The sequence below is a fragment of the Bacteroides sp. AM32-11AC genome, from assembly GCF_003603515.1.
GTDB lineage: Bacteria > Bacteroidota > Bacteroidia > Bacteroidales > Bacteroidaceae > Bacteroides > Bacteroides uniformis.
Genome location: NZ_QTNH01000002.1, coordinates 202,023 through 216,082, shown reverse-complemented (window position 1 = coordinate 216,082; position 14,060 = coordinate 202,023). Strand labels below are relative to the sequence as shown.

Sequence of the window (14,060 nt, the reverse complement as noted above, 5' to 3'; positions counted from 1 at the left end):
TTTATACATTATATATGGAATCTCAGCATGGAGGTCATAACATGGCATCCAGTTTTCCCGCAAGGACCTCCATATCCTTTCTTATCTTCTCATTAGTTATGCGGGCATAGATTTGTGTCGTTTCAATGTTCGTATGCCCCAGCATTTTCGACACCGTTTCAATCGGCACGCCTTTAGCCAGAGTTGTGGTCGTAGCAAATGTGTGACGTATGAAATGAAAAGTGATAGGCTGTGCAAGGAAAAGCAGACAGGTGAGGATGAAACGTAAGCTGTTTGAAATGAGCATTGTTTCAGTATTTTGCCAAATGGAGAAAACGCAAATAACAACGGAATATTGAGGTTGTTCAGTTACCAAACCGTTAGCCATCCAGTTACCGAAACGGGAATAGGTAACGGAAGGCAATGAAAAGAAGTCCTCACCGTTTTGTTTGCTCTCATACACAGTGCTTTGCACATCAAGGAATGCTTATATGGCAAGTAAATTTGCACTTAAAAATATAAGCGTATGAAAGTAGAAAAATTCAAGGTACTGCTCTACCTCAAAAAGAGCGGACTGGATAAGTCGGGCAAAGCCCCGATAATGGGAAGGATCACGGTGAACCGCACAATGGCGCAGTTCGGTTGCAAGTTGTCCTGTACTCCCGAACTGTGGAATCCACGTGAGAGCCGTCTGAACGGGAAGAGTCGCGAGGCGGTGGAAACCAATGCCAAGATTGACAAGCTATTGTTGGCGATAAACACTGCGTTCGACAGCCTTGTGGGGCGTAAGGGCGATTTTGATGCCACCGACGTGAAAGACCTTTTTCAAGGCAGCATGGAAACGCAGATGACACTCATGAAAATGACCGATGTAGTCTGTGACGACATCAAGGCGCGTATCGGAATAGACCGTGCCAAAGGCACTTATCCCGGCTATCACTATATGCGGCTGGCACTTCGAGAGTTCATCGAGACCAAGTACAAGGTCAGGGATTTGGCTTTCGGACAACTGACGGAGCAATTCATCCACGACTATCAGGCTTTCGCCATGGAAGAGAAGGGATATGCGATAGATACAGTCCGCCACCATCTTGCCGTCTTGAAGAAAATTTGCCGCCTCGCCTACAAGAAAGGGTATTCCGAGAAATGCCATTTCCGGCATTTTGCCCTGCCCAAACAATCGGAAAGAACCCCACGGGCATTAAGCCGCGAATCGTTCGAGAAAATCCGAGACGTGGAAATACCTGCATACCGCAAATCCCATATGCTGGCAAGGGATATGTTTCTCTTTGGATGTTACACGGGTGTATCTTATGCGGATGTTGTTTCGATTACCCATGCTAATTTGAATACAGATGAGGGCGGAACGTTATGGTTGAAATACCGCAGAAAGAAAAACGAACTCCGTGCCAGTGTAAAACTATTGCCCGAAGCGATTGCACTTATCAATAAGTATCACAGTGAGGACAGGGAAACCTTGTTTCCTTTACTTCGCTGGTCAAATCTCAGAAGGCACATGAAGGCGTTGGCGGCATTGGCAGGAATCAAGGATGACTTGTGCTACCATCAGGCGAGACATAGTTTCGCCTCGCTGATAACGCTTGAAGCGGGCGTGCCGATTGAGACCATCAGTAGGATGCTGGGACATTCCGACATTTCCACAACTCAGGTTTATGCCCGTGTCAGTCCGAAAAAACTTTTCGAGGACATGGACAAGTTCATAGAAGCTACAAAAGATTTTCAATTAACCCTTTAACACCGAATACACAATATGCGAAGCACATTTTCATTGTTGCCCTACATTAACCGCAGCAAGGTAAAAGCTGACGGTACGACCGCTGTCCTGTGCCGTATAACCATCGACGGTAAGCAGACGGTCATAAGCACCGGAATTTATTGCCGACCGGAGGACTGGAACGGCAAGAAGAACGAGATAAGAACCGTAAGGGAGAACAACCGCTTGCGGGAATACCTGCGTCTGACGAAGGAAGCCTATAATGAGATACTGAAATCGCAAGGTGTTGTCAGTGCGGAGATACTGAAGAACCATATCACCTTGAACAACATTCATCCGACCACCCTCCTGCAAATGGGCGAATGGGAAAGAGAACGGTTGAAGAAACATTCCAAGGAAATAGACTCAACCTCTTCTTACCGAAGTTCAATGTATTACCAGAAATACCTGACGGATTATATCGTGTCGTCAGGTAAAAAGGACATCAATCTTGAAGAAGTTACAGAGGACTTCGGCAAATCCTATAAAGCCTATCTGAAGAAGTGCAAGAATTTCGGGGCATCCCAGACGAACCATTGCCTGCGATGGCTGAACCGCCTGTTGTATCTGGCGGTTGATAAGGAGATAATCCGGGCGAACCCCTGTGAGGATATGGAATATGAAACCAAGCCGGAGGCAAGGCACAGGTACATCAGCCGTGAGGATTTCAAGAAGATACTTTCCACTCTGATGTATGACAACAGGCTGGAGCTGGCGAGACGGGCTTTCATATTTTCCTGCCTGACCGGGCTGGCGTACGTGGATATACAGTTGCTGCATCCGCACCACATCGGGATGAATGCGGAAGGCAGGCGGTACATCCGCATAAACCGCAAGAAGACGAATGTGGAGGCGTTCATTCCCCTGCATCCCATAGCGGAACGGATACTGTCGTTGTACAATACGACCGATGACGAACAGCCCGTGTTTCCGTTTCCCAGCCGTGATGCCCTGTGGTTTGAGATTCACGAGATAGGCGTAATCATTGGCAAAGAAGATAACTTGTCCTATCATCAAAGTCGGCACAGCTTCGGAACATTCCTGATTTCGGCGGATATCCCGATAGAGAGCATCGCCAAGATGATGGGGCATTCCAATATCCGGACGACACAGGGCTACGCACGGATAACCGATGATAAAATCTCAAAGGACATGGACAGGCTGATGGAACGGAGAAAGAAAGTATCGGCTAGCGAAAAGATAAATAGCGAATAATAACCAATATCAAATCAACATATTATGGACAGAGGAATAATAACAATAAGTGAGACGGGTACGGTCACGATACCGACCGTACCCGTGTGGATGACACAATTCGAGATTGCCGACCTGTTCGGCGTATTTTCCTGCCATATCCGCAAGGCAATCTGTTCCATCTACAAGAACAAGGAAGTGAGTGAACTTGATACAATGAGGTACGTCAGGCAAGCGGATGGAATCAGTTATGACGTTTACAGCCTTGAAATGGTTATAGCCATTGCATTCAGAATATGCAGTAAAGAAAGTATCCTGTTCAGACGGTTTGTAATAAATGAAATCAGCAGCACTAAGAGAGAAACTCCAATTACATTGTTTGTTTCCTGTGGCAGAGGCGGCAACCGATGGTATAGTTGAGGCTTATTCCGCCAGCCACTTGTTCCCGATGCACGGATGCAAAGGTAGCGTATGGCTCTGATGGCGGCGGCAAGGTCAGGCGGCAGAACCGTTTCGGGCGGAATCTTCCTCCTGTGGAGCGTATTCAGTCCGAAAACCTTGCCACCGCCAGCCATACGCTTGAAGGGCATCCGGCAACGGAAACAAGCGACTGACGGAAAATCAGAAGACAGAAAAAAGGAAACGGCTTACAGACGAAGCAGGATTTTGACGCTTCATCTGTAAACCGTTCCTTTTTCTTTTTGCCGAAAGTCCATTGCGGCGCAATCACAGGGCAGACGGCAAACTGCGCTCCTTCAAGAAAATCATGTGCCTGTCAGTCTGTATGCGGAGCGGTAGCCGTCGTTCAGCATCCTTTCGATGTCGGATTCACGGTAGAGGATTTTGCCGCCCAACTGGATATAGGCTATCCGTCCCTCGTTGCGGTAGTCCTGAAGTGTCCGGCGGCTCACTTTCAGCCGTGCAGATACTTCCTTGTCGGTGAAGAAACGTTCTCCGCCCAGTGTCGGGCGATAGTTGGCGGTTAGATGCTCGAAGCTGTCAAGCAGACGGTCAATGCTGCCCATGAAGTGGATTATCCACTCGCTGTCCTTGTTTATCAGTTCATTCATACATTTTGGATTTAGTGGGTATTGTTATTTTACTTCGTTCATTGAATCAAGTTCATATCGTCCTTCCCTTGAATCTCGCTTCTTTTCGTCTGTCTTCTACAACGGAAACGACACGCTGCACGTCTTCGGGACGGTAATACGTCTTATGGTTTATCTGCGAGTAAGCCAGCGTGCCGTTGTCCCGCAGGGTCTGCAACGTGCGCGGGCTGATGTTCAGCATCCGGCACACGTCCTGATTGTCCATCCACTCGCCCATCTTCTTTTCTCCGTGCCGATGGCAGATGGCATCCATGCGGCTGACGAAACGGTCGAACTTGGCGACCATCGCCTCAAAGGTCTTTCTTTCGATTGATACAATTTCCATATACTTTTTCTTTGATGTTATTGTTCCTTTTGCCGCAAAGGAATATATAATGCGTTATCCGACAATGGATTTTTCGGAAATGGCAGCTTGTGGCACCGATACGGCAGAGGTTGTCCGGGGTGGCAATGTCTATACTTCCATAAAATGCGCTCCTTTTGACTGCTATGTCATTATTATAATAGGTAAGGGAGGAAAGCTTCCGTTGCCGTATTCTTGACAAGAAGAAACAAGCCATCGGTAAGGCTTTTGATAAGCCCTTATTCTATTTTCACATCGCATCCCGGTTGATTCAAGCATTCCGGCAAATCGGTGAAATCTACACCGATGCCCAGACTGGTATTAAGCAAAGCCATACAAAATTGCTGAATCGAATCCAAACGCTTGACTGACTGTATTAAAACGCCTTATTTCGCTGGCAACAATCGGTCGAGGTACTGACCAAGACCACAGTAATAACTTAATCAACCTGTTTTATGACAATGAAAAGAGAACCAAGTATCAGTGAGCAGCAGGCTCGTGAAATCGTGGAAAGAATGGGACGCAGGGAATCCCGCAGTGAGAAGTCTATGGACGACTTCTACAGGAACATCGGTCTGGATCCGGAACAGCTGGCACAACCCGGCAAGACCGTCACGAAAAAAGCGGAAACTGTTACAACGGATGAACCGTCAGGCGGAACGCCCGAAGATATGGCAATGCCACAGAAGCGTGTCAGCAGCAAACAACGCAAGCTGTCGCTGGACGAGTACCGTACCACCTACCTGCAAGTCCCCAAGATAACCGACCGCAAGCCCGTGTTCGTCAGCGGTGAAGTACGTGACAAACTGGACGAGATTGTCCGCCGCCTCGGAGGACGTGGCATGAGTGCATCGGGGCTTATCGAGAATCTCGCCCGCCTGCACCTTGAAGCCTACCGGGAAGACATCGAGCAATGGCGCAAACTCTGAGCGGATTGCGGTGGAACCGGTCAAGCCGCTGGATGCACTCCATCGGTTTGACCGATACGCCGGAAGAGTTATTGTACTGACAAACCAATCCGACTGGCGGAGGATTTTTTGTGTCCTCAAAGACACAGCAAGATATATTTTCAGTTACCCGAATAATTCTAAGTAACTGAAAATCCTTGCACCGCCGTGGGCAGAATTATCCTCCGCAGTCGGATAATTTCCAAGTTTTTTAATCGGAGATTAGACAATGGATGAACCATTAAATTGAAAAAAGAAGATAGAATGAAAAAGAACAGCAAGTACGGGAGAAATCCCGTGTCAGACCCGAAGACGCACTGTGTAATGGTGCGCTTCGACGATGTGGAATGGAACAAGTTCCTTACGATGTATGAGGAATCACAGGTGTATGCGAAAGCCGTCTTTCTCAAGGCGCATTTCTTCGGACAGAAGTTCAAGGTGCTGAAGGTGGACAAGACGCTGGTGGACTACTACACCAAACTGTCGGACTTCCACGCCCAGTTCCGTGCCATCGGTACGAACTACAATCAGGTCGTTAAAGAGTTGCGCATCCATTTTTCGGAGAAGAAGGCGATGGCGTTGCTCTACAAGTTGGAAAAACATACCATCGATCTTGTGAAACTGAGCCGGGAAATTGTAGAACTTTCAAGAGAAATGTATGCCAAATGGGAACAACGGAAAGGATAAATTCCATTGTACACCTAAAAAATACAGTAGATACACAGCCCTGTGAAATAATGCGAAACGCCGAGAATTTCATAGGGTCCGGCATATCATCATCGGACATCCGGAACTATATGCGAAAGATGGAAATCGACCGAAAGGATTGAAAATATAATTCTTATCATAGAAACGACTTTGTCATTATGCGCAGTCGTTTCTATGTTTCATTTACCTCTTTTTACTTAGTAACTAACACGAAATTGCTACTTTTGTAAAATGATTCAAGAGAAATTCGATTTTTACAGACCATGTAAGCTATTGCAACCTTATGTGAGATATTATTGGGTATTCAAAAGTAACCAGTTTTTGAATACCCTGACTTTTCCTATCGGTTGTCCTCAAATCATCTTCCATAAGCAAACACCACTATATATTCCCGAATTGAATGCTGCACAAGATAAACTTACCATCAGCGGACAAGTTAATTTTTCATCCCATTTGTATGCTGACGGCAATACGGAAATGATAGTGGTTGTATTCCACCCTCACGCTATGAGTATGTTTCTGAACATACCGACTTCACTCTTTTATAATCAAGAAGTGTCCGGTTACAGCCTTGAAAACAAAAGTTTGAATGAACTGGCTACACGAATATTCGACTGTGAGAATAATTCTATTTGCATAAGCTATATAGAAAAATGGCTGGTGTCACAAATTGCCGATAATTTAGCTGATACCACATACAGAATTAAAAGAATAGATGCCGCCATACAGCGAATATATATCACTCCGCAAATCTCTGTAAACGAGTTATCTTCCATTGCCTGCCTGAGCAAAAAGCAGTTTGAGCGGTTGTTTCATTTATTTGTAGGCATCAATCCTAAAGAATATACCCGTATCGTCCGTTTCCAAAAGGCTTTGGCGCAGATGCAGCATCAAGCGGGCAAAGAAATCAATCAGGCACAAATAGCATACGCCAGCGGTTATGCCGACCAGTCGCACTTTATCCGGGAGTTCAAGAAGTTCTGCGGATATACGCCCATGTTTTTGCTGAAAGTATCAAATCCTTATTCCGATTTGTTCACCAATCCCGTATAAATGTCCCGTTTGTTCTATCCGGGGTCAAACGCTTCTCCTACTTTTGCTATCTGATTCATTAAATGAAAATAGCATTAAGTATGAAAGAAGTAAATCCCCAAGAAACCAGCCGGGCATACGCCTTTGAAATGTGGATGAACGCACCCATGCCAATGGTGACGTTCTTTAAGACACTCAACGTGTCACGCCTTGTGAAAATCAGCCGGAAATCGGGCATGAAGTTTAATATGTTGATGTGCTGGTGCATCGGCAAAGCCGCAAGGGACGTGAAAGAATTTTATACGCTGCCCGTTGGCGGTAAACTGATGCAGTACGATACCATTGCAGTAAACACCATTGTAGCTAACAGAAAAGGCGAGGTAAGTTCGTGTGATATTCCTTTCTGTGATGATGTATCTTTGTTTAACCAACACTATCTGCAACTTACCAAACAAGTGGCTGAAAGTTGCGTCAATCACGACTTGACGGAAAGCATGGTTATCGGAACTTCCGCATTGGCACAATATGAAATAGACGGTGCTGTCGGCATGTATAGCGGCATTTTTAATAATCCGTTTCTTATTTGGGGCAAATACAAACGTCGCCTGATGAAAACGACGCTCACCGTTTCTTTCCAGTTCCACCACACGCAAATGGACGGGGCGCACGCTTCCCGCTTTTTGGACGGGATTCAGAAAGAAATTGATAAATTGAGAATATAAGTTCAGGGAAAAACGCTATCTTTGCAGAACTAACAGAAAAATAAATAGTTGTTCAACAATATGAAATGGCAGTTGTGCATATAGCTACGTTCAACGAATAGCACTTCCAATTATTGCTATTCAGCAATAGACAGGCTTATGTTTTAAGTTTGCGTGTCATTGTTTTGTCATTATTCCTTATTATAAATCTATAAGATTGTCGTGCTGCTTAAAGCGGCAGGATGTATTGTATCATATTGGTTTGAACAAATGAATTATACCTATAAGAAAATCTGGCTCATCGTTTTTCCTGTAATGATGAGCATCCTTATCGAACAACTGATAAATATTACCGATGCTTTGTTTTTAGGGCATGTGGGTGATGTGGAACTGGGCGCATCTGCTCTTGCCGGAATATGGTTCTTGGCAATTTATATGCTCGGCTTCGGGTTCAGTTTGGGGTTGCAAGTGGTAATTGCCCGTCGTAACGGAGAACAGCGGTATGCAGAAACGGGAAAAACGTTCTTTCAGGGATTGCTTTTTTTGTTGATGCTGGCTGTACTCCTCTGTCTGCTGTCCAAGATATTTTCTCCCGTTCTGTTGAAACATCTGATAACTTCGGATGATGTTTATAATGCGGTTATCCGCTATTTGGATTGGCGTATTTGGGGATTGTTGTTCTCTTTCCCGTTCCTTGCCTTACGTTCGTTTTTGGTCGGTATCACACAGACAAAATCCCTGAACATGGCGGCTTTCACTGCCGTACTGGTGAATATTCCGCTGAACTGGCTCCTTATATTCGGCTTCGATATGGGTATATCGGGAGCGGCTATCGCTTCTTCATCTGCCGAAATGTGTTCGCTGGCTGTATTGGCTGCATATATGTTTAGACACATTGATAAAAAAGTGTATGGCTTATACTGGCGTATTGATATAACGATATTGAAAGAGGTATTTTCTATCTCGGTATGGAGTATGCTCCAGTCCTTTACAAGTGTAGCCATTTGGTTTCTGTTCTTCGTGGCTATCGAACGTTTGGGAGAAACGGAATTGGCAGTATCAAACATTGTAAGAAGTGTTTCCGCACTGTTTTCTGTTATCGTCAATGCGTTGGCAGGTGTCACCGGTTCTTTAGTGAGTAATCTGATTGGAGCAGGTGAAAAGAAAAAAGTTTTTCCGCTTTGCCATAAGATTATCCGTTTAGGATACGCAACAGGCATTCCATTGATTGCTTTTGCGTTGTGCTTTCACCAGCCCATTATAGGGGCTTATACGGAAAATCCCGCTATCGTACAGCTTGCATGGTCGCCTTTTCTTGTCATGCTGTTAAATTACTTCTTTGCACTACCCGGTTACGTCTATCTGAATGCCGCCACAGGAACGGGAGCGACACGGACGGTATTCATTTTTCAGGTGACAACTACGATTGCTTATCTGTTCTGCTTATGGAGATTAGATTCTTGTGATGTCCCGTTAGCGACATATTGGGCTGTGGAATACTTATATGTGATACTGCTTGGTACACAATCCGTCATTTATCTTAAATATAAACAATACTAAGAACTGAAAGTTATGATGAGCAAGATATATCCCCGTAAGGGTGACACGCAAACCGTTTATTTGAACGCTGTCGTAAAAGACCCGTCTATCAAAATAGGCGACTATACCATTTACAATGATTTTGTTTCAGACCCGTGTCTGTTTGAGCAAAACAATGTGTTGTATCACTATCCGATTAACCACGAACGGCTGATAATTGGAAAGTTCTGTTCTATTGCTTGTGGAGCAAAATTTCTGTTCAACTGTGCCAATCATACCCTAAAATCACTATCGACATACACATTTCCGCTGTTCTATGAAGATTGGGAATTGGATAAGGTAAATGTGGCTTCTGCTTGGGACAACAAAGGCGACATCGTGATAGGCAATGACGTGTGGATAGGATATGAAGCCGTAATTATGGCTGGTGTCCATATCGGTGACGGGGCTATTATTGGAACAAGGGCGGTTGTGACGAAAGATGTGCCGCCCTATACCATTGTGGGTGGTGTTCCTGCCAAAGAGATACGAAAGCGGTTCAGTCCTGATATAATAGAACAGATGCAGACTTTGAAATGGTGGGACTGGTCGGTAGATAAGATACGGGAGTTTTTGCCTTATCTGAAAGATGGACGTTGGGATAAATTACAGGCAGTATGAAGTCAATCAAGAATTTAATTTCACTCGGCTATTTGCTGATGGCATTATTGGTTATCGGCATAATGTATATTTGGTATAAAGAATGGTGCGATTTAGAGAAATTGGAAGTTCAGAATCGTCATATAGATACTTTTCGCCAAGAATCGCACGAAATATTTGTTCTTCTTATTGAACTTTCTTTATCGGGCGAAAGCGTATTGGAGTGGGATGATAAAGATTTGGAACATTACCATACCCAGCGTATGGCGATAGACAGTATGCTGTGCCGCTTCAAAGCGATTTATCCGGAAGAGCGCATAGACAGCGTGCGTCAGCTTTTGGAAGATAAGGAGCAGCAGATGCGCCAGATTGTTCAGGTGCTTGACGAGCAACAGGTCCTCAACGAGAAGATTGCACGGCAGGTACCTGTAATCGTGCAGAAAAGTGTGCAGGAACAGCCGCAAAAGCCAAAGCGGAAAGGATTTCTCGGCATATTCGGCAAGAAAGAAAAGCCAAAGCCAACCGTGACCACCACGATGCTTCGCTCTCTCGACCGTGATATGATTGCCGAGCAACGGGCACAAAGCCGCCGTCTGTCGGAACACGCCGACAGCCTTGCGGCACGGAATGCGGAACTTAACCGGCAACTGCACGGGTTTATCCGCCAGATGGATAAAAAAGTGCAAGCCGACCTGCAAAAACGTGAAGCCGAGATAACCGCCATGAGGGAACAGTCGTTTATGCAAATAGGTAGCCTGACAGGATTCGTCCTCCTTCTGTTGGTGATCTCCTACATCATCATACACCGTAATGCCAATAGTATCAATAGGTACAAACGAAAAACGACGGACTTGATCGGGCAGTTGCAACAGTCGGTAGAGCAAAATGAGGCACTGATAGCCTCCCGCAAGAAAGCTGTCCATACCATCACCCATGAACTGCGTACGCCTTTAACAGCAATAACCGGTTATGTTGGACTGATAGAAAAAGAGAATGGCATAGATAAAACAGGTACATATATTCAGAACATCCGACAATCCTCCGAACGTATGCGTAAAATGCTCAACACCCTGCTTGACTTCTTCCGACTGGACAACGGCAAAGAACAGCCGAATTTGTCTCCTTACAGGATTTCAGCAATTACACAGACTCTCGAAACAGAGTTTATGCCTATGGCGATGAACAAAGGGCTGGCTCTTACCATAACAAACCAGACAGAAGCTATTGTCTTGGTAGATAAAGAGCGCATACTGCAAATCGGGAACAACTTATTGTCTAATGCCGTCAAGTTCACGGAGAACGGTACCATATCATTGACAACAGGTTATGATAATAGTGTCCTGACAATCATTGTAGAAGATACGGGTACTGGTATGACAGACGAGGAACAGAAAAGAGTGTTCGGTGCGTTTGAACGTCTGTCAAACGCCGTCACAAAAGACGGCTTCGGGCTGGGACTTTCCATCGTACAGCGCATCGTGGCGATGCTCGACGGCACTATCCGGCTGGAAAGTGAAAAAGGCAGGGGCAGCCGTTTTATAGTGGAAATACCCGCGCAGCCCGCCGAAGAACGACAGCCACAACGGATAGTCCGGAATTATACCCGCAACAACGAGAAATACTATGATGTTGTCGCTATTGATAATGACGAGGTGCTTCTTCTGATGCTGAAAGAAATGTTCAATCAGGAGGAAATACACTGCGACACCTGCACTGATGTGGCAAAGCTGATGGAATTGATACGGAAAAAGGAATACGCCCTGTTGCTTACTGATCTGAATATGCCGGAGATAGACGGCTTCGAGTTGTTGGAACTGTTACGCTCGTCCAATGTGGGCAATTCAAAGGCTATCCCGGTAGTGGTGACAACCGCTTCGGGTAGTTGCATCAAGGAGGAACTTATGGAACGTGGATTCGCCGGATGCCTGTTCAAGCCGTTCTCCATATCCGAACTGATGGAAATTTCAGACAAATGCGCCATTAAAGGCATATCGGACGAAGTGCCGGACTTCTCCACCCTGTTGTCCTACGGCAATGAATCCGCCATGCTGGAGAAGCTGATATTGGAAACCGAAAAGGAAATGCAGGCGGTCAAAGATGCAGAACAAAAGAAAGACCTGCAAAAACTGGATGCCCTTACACATCATTTGAGAAGTTCATGGGAGATACTCCGTGCCGACCAACCGTTGAGGGAACTTTATAAACTGCTTCATGGCGAGGATACTTCCGATTGGAAAACGATACCCCATGCAGTAACCGCCATACTGGATAAAGGAACGGAGATAATCCAACTGGCAAAAGAAGAAAGGAAGAAATACGATAATGGATAAGACAAAAATCATCGTAGTGGAAGACAATATCGTGTACTGCGAGTTTGTCTGCAACCTGCTGGCACGGGAAGGATTCCGTACCGTGCAGGCTTTCCACCTCTCGACCGCGAAGAAATATCTGCAACAAGCCGCAGACGGGGACATCGTGGTTTCCGACCTGCGCCTGCCCGATGGCAACGGTATCGACCTGTTGCGCTGGATGCGTAAGGAGGGCAGGATGCAGCCCTTTGTCATCATGACTGACTATGCCGAGGTGCATACGGCAGTCGAAAGTATGAAACTCGGCTCACTGGACTACATACCCAAGCAACTTGTAGAGGATAAACTCGTCCCTTTGCTCCGTACCATATTAAAAGAAAGGAGTATCGGAAGAAACCGTATGCCAGTGTTCTCCCGTGACGGTTCGGCTTTTCAAACCATCGTGAAACGAATAAGGCTGGTGGCTCCTACTGACATGAGCGTGCTGATATTTGGCGAGAACGGTACAGGCAAAGAGCATATCGCACACCAACTGCACGACAAAAGCAAACGGGCAGGAAAACCGTTCGTTGCAGTGGACTGCGGTTCACTCACCAAAGAACTTGCGCCATCCGCATTCTTCGGACACGTCAAAGGAGCGTTCACAGGAGCGGACAACACCAAGAAAGGCTATTTCCACGAGGCTGAGGGTGGCACGCTGTTTCTGGACGAGGTGGGCAACCTCGCAATGGAGACCCAGCAGATGCTGCTCCGTGCCATACAGGAGCGGAGATACCGACCGTTAGGAGACAAGACGGACAAGAGTTTCAACGTCCGAATCATCGCTGCCACCAACGAGGATCTGGAGGCGGCTGTGAACGAAAAGCGATTCCGGCAAGACCTGTTATATCGTCTGCATGACTTCGAGATAACCGTCCCGCCGTTACGCGACTGTCAGGAGGACATAATGCCGTTGGCTGAGTTCTTCCGTGAAATTGCGAACAAAGAGCTGGAATGTGATGTTATCGGATTTGACGGAGAAGCCAAAAAGACATTGCTGACCCACGCTTGGCCGGGCAATGTCCGTGAGCTTCGACAGAAAATCATGGGTGCGGTGTTGCAAACACAGACAGGGATTGTCACGAAAGAGCATCTGGAACTTGCCGTGACAAAACCGACCTCTCCCGTCAGTTTCGCCCTGCGCAACGATGCGGAGGATAAGGAGCGTATCCTACGCGCTTTGAAGCAGGCGAACGGAAACCGAAAGGTTGCCGCCGGATTGCTCGGAATAGGACGCACAACGCTGTACAGCAAGCTGGAAGAGTATGGGCTGAAATACAAATTCAGGCAATCATAGCCGGTAATTCACCAAATTTTCGTTATTACGAATATCAATATTGCATTTTATCCAATATAAAGATATCGGTTTCAAAATTAGTGTCATCTCTGAATACAGAGGAGTTGGATTAATAGTGATGAGCCACAAAACATAGAAATTAGGAATGTTACCAAATAATTTAGTCTTTGGTATGTAGCAAATATTACCGAAGTTTTTAACCATACGACTTCTATTAAAATAGCCAAAGAGCAACCTAATTGTTAAAGTTGCTCTTTGGCTATTTAATAGGCATAATCTATAAAGCCCATATTTATTAGATAATCCACAATATTATTCATATTCCTTTTCCGCAGTTCTTGAATTAAAATATGTGGAGGAGGCCAGTTGCTAACATATGGATTACTACATGGACCTGTGTAAAGTCCGCCACCGGGACCTGTGTAAAGTCCACCACCGGGACCTGTGTAA

General features: G+C 45.8%; 16 protein-coding genes and 1 pseudogene. 13 read left to right on the top strand and 4 right to left on the bottom strand.

All coding sequences use genetic code 11. The features are described from left to right. Positions 1-34 precede the first annotated feature (34 nt). Positions 35-226, bottom strand: a pseudogene (locus DW800_RS20105) (tyrosine-type recombinase/integrase); the annotation flags it as partial. Positions 227-505: 279 nt separating this feature from the next. On the opposite strand from DW800_RS20105, the gene DW800_RS02800 reads away from it, so the two are divergent. Genes DW800_RS02800 through DW800_RS19560 form a run of 4 tightly spaced genes read left to right on the top strand, consistent with a single transcriptional unit; the run spans position 506 to position 3,561 of the window. Beyond that, on the top strand, positions 506-1,735 hold the full coding sequence (locus DW800_RS02800) for a site-specific integrase (RefSeq protein WP_119957765.1): 1,230 nt from the start codon (positions 506-508) through the stop codon (positions 1,733-1,735). Positions 1,736-1,750: 15 nt separating this feature from the next. Then, positions 1,751-2,968: a site-specific integrase gene (locus DW800_RS02795; protein ID WP_119957764.1), complete on the top strand. Its 1,218-nt coding sequence runs from the start codon at positions 1,751-1,753 to the stop codon at positions 2,966-2,968. A 24-nt stretch (positions 2,969-2,992) separates the two neighbouring features. Continuing rightward, positions 2,993-3,367, top strand: coding sequence for a hypothetical protein (locus DW800_RS02790; RefSeq protein WP_119957763.1), 375 nt, complete (start codon positions 2,993-2,995; stop codon positions 3,365-3,367). Further along, entirely contained in the window at positions 3,364-3,561 is a 198-nt protein-coding gene (locus DW800_RS19560) for a hypothetical protein (RefSeq protein ID WP_165859876.1), read from the top strand. Before DW800_RS02790 ends, DW800_RS19560 begins: the two co-directional genes overlap by 4 nt. A gap of 150 nt (positions 3,562-3,711) precedes the next feature. Here DW800_RS19560 and DW800_RS02785 read toward each other — a convergent pair whose 3' ends face one another. Both DW800_RS02785 and DW800_RS02780 read right to left on the bottom strand, forming a co-directional pair. Continuing rightward, a complete protein-coding gene (locus DW800_RS02785; RefSeq protein ID WP_119957762.1) occupies positions 3,712-4,017 on the bottom strand; it encodes a helix-turn-helix domain-containing protein in 306 nt (101 codons plus the stop codon). Between the two features lie 52 nt (positions 4,018-4,069). After that, on the bottom strand, positions 4,070-4,381 hold the full coding sequence (locus DW800_RS02780) for a helix-turn-helix domain-containing protein (protein WP_119957761.1): 312 nt from the start codon (positions 4,379-4,381) through the stop codon (positions 4,070-4,072). A 64-nt stretch (positions 4,382-4,445) separates the two neighbouring features. Between DW800_RS02780 and DW800_RS19555 the strand changes: the two genes are divergently transcribed. The 9 genes from DW800_RS19555 (at position 4,446) to DW800_RS02735 (ending at position 13,610) form a co-directional block, all read left to right on the top strand. Continuing rightward, positions 4,446-4,598: a hypothetical protein gene (locus DW800_RS19555; RefSeq protein WP_165859877.1), complete on the top strand. Its 153-nt coding sequence runs from the start codon at positions 4,446-4,448 to the stop codon at positions 4,596-4,598. Positions 4,599-4,860: 262 nt separating this feature from the next. Beyond that, complete coding sequence (locus tag DW800_RS02775) at positions 4,861-5,328, top strand: DUF3408 domain-containing protein (protein ID WP_119957830.1); 468 nt, start codon at positions 4,861-4,863, stop codon at positions 5,326-5,328. Positions 5,329-5,610: 282 nt separating this feature from the next. After that, positions 5,611-6,033: a conjugal transfer protein MobA gene (mobA, locus tag DW800_RS02765; RefSeq protein WP_119957760.1), complete on the top strand. Its 423-nt coding sequence runs from the start codon at positions 5,611-5,613 to the stop codon at positions 6,031-6,033. A 252-nt stretch (positions 6,034-6,285) separates the two neighbouring features. Beyond that, on the top strand, positions 6,286-7,107 hold the full coding sequence (locus tag DW800_RS02760; protein WP_119957759.1) for a helix-turn-helix domain-containing protein: 822 nt from the start codon (positions 6,286-6,288) through the stop codon (positions 7,105-7,107). An 80-nt stretch (positions 7,108-7,187) separates the two neighbouring features. Beyond that, positions 7,188-7,808, top strand: a complete 621-nt coding sequence (locus DW800_RS02755; RefSeq protein WP_119957758.1) for a CatA-like O-acetyltransferase, family 2 — start codon at positions 7,188-7,190, stop codon at positions 7,806-7,808. A gap of 249 nt (positions 7,809-8,057) precedes the next feature. Continuing rightward, positions 8,058-9,347, top strand: a complete 1,290-nt coding sequence (locus DW800_RS02750; RefSeq protein WP_207814318.1) for an MATE family efflux transporter — start codon at positions 8,058-8,060, stop codon at positions 9,345-9,347. Between the two features lie 12 nt (positions 9,348-9,359). Beyond that, complete coding sequence (locus DW800_RS02745) at positions 9,360-9,986, top strand: CatB-related O-acetyltransferase (protein ID WP_119957756.1); 627 nt, start codon at positions 9,360-9,362, stop codon at positions 9,984-9,986. Beyond that, positions 9,983-12,295, top strand: coding sequence for an ATP-binding protein (locus DW800_RS02740; protein WP_119957755.1), 2,313 nt, complete (start codon positions 9,983-9,985; stop codon positions 12,293-12,295). The genes DW800_RS02745 and DW800_RS02740 overlap by 4 nt, the downstream gene beginning before the upstream one ends. Then, positions 12,288-13,610: a sigma-54-dependent transcriptional regulator gene (locus tag DW800_RS02735; protein ID WP_119957754.1), complete on the top strand. Its 1,323-nt coding sequence runs from the start codon at positions 12,288-12,290 to the stop codon at positions 13,608-13,610. Before DW800_RS02740 ends, DW800_RS02735 begins: the two co-directional genes overlap by 8 nt. 263 nt (positions 13,611-13,873) lie before the next feature. Here the strand turns inward: DW800_RS02735 and DW800_RS19785 are convergent. Next, positions 13,874-14,060 (bottom strand): hypothetical protein (locus DW800_RS19785; RefSeq protein WP_119957753.1); only part of this gene is annotated, 187 nt, incomplete at its 5' end.